Origin of the sequence: Neglectibacter sp. X4 (assembly GCF_009917365.1) — a bacterium.
Classification (GTDB): domain Bacteria; phylum Bacillota; class Clostridia; order Oscillospirales; family Acutalibacteraceae; genus Acutalibacter.
The window spans coordinates 1-751 of the sequence record NZ_QWLE01000218.1 but is presented as its reverse complement, the minus strand read 5'-3'; the positions used below and the strand labels follow the sequence as shown (position 1 = coordinate 751).

The 751-nt window shown below is 47.0% G+C and carries 1 protein-coding gene and 1 pseudogene; both read left to right on the top strand.

What is annotated here, in order from left to right; all coding sequences use genetic code 11:
- Positions 1-103: 103 nt before the first annotated feature.
- Positions 104-355 (top strand): helix-turn-helix domain-containing protein, encoded by a 252-nt coding sequence (locus D1841_RS17790; protein WP_160644985.1) that lies wholly within the window; start codon positions 104-106, stop codon positions 353-355.
- Positions 356-751: pseudogene (locus tag D1841_RS17785) on the top strand (N-terminal phage integrase SAM-like domain-containing protein); the annotation flags it as partial.

Here is a 751-nt window from a genome sequence, read left to right as displayed (position 1 = left end):
TGCACAGCTTGAAAAGGAGGATAGAAAAACAATAGACGGCATTCTTTCCCGGTTTGCACCCTGGTGAGTTCAAGACAATCAAAAAGAAAGGAAACGTGATTTTATGAAAAGCAGAATTTTTGCGGAGTACCCGGATGTGGTTTCCGCTAGGGATTTGCAAGCCATGCTCCATGTTGGCAGGAATACAGCCTACAGCCTGCTGAAAAGCGGGGCGGTTTCCAGTATTCGCATAGGGAGGAAATACATCATTCCAAAGGCGAGTGTAGAGGAATTTCTCCGCTTGCGTGCGGCTTCCAAATCTGGTACAATGGAGCCATCAGATGAAGCCGCTGAAAGCCTGGAAAGGAGTAAATAAATGGCAGTCACCGGCTTTATAACAACGAAAAACGGCAAATACTATGCCGTGTTGAACCTGAAAGAAGAGACAGGAAAACGCAAACAAAAATGGTTCTCCACAAATCTGCCCCTGAGAGGGAATAAGCGCAGCGCAGAGAAGTTTTTGCAGAAGTTGATTGACGAGTGGGAGGCAAAGTCTACTCCGTTTTGCCGGTTAACTTTTGCCGACTATCTGGAGCAATGGATTGAGGGAGCAGGAGTGAACATTAAGCCCAATACCTACCGAACCTATCGGGCCATGGTAGTAAACCACATCGTGCCGTATTTCAAACAGCACTCGGTATTGCTGCAAAAGCTAAAACCCACTGATTTGGACGCTTACTATCAGTCCAAACAGCAGCCAGGGAGCAAGCAG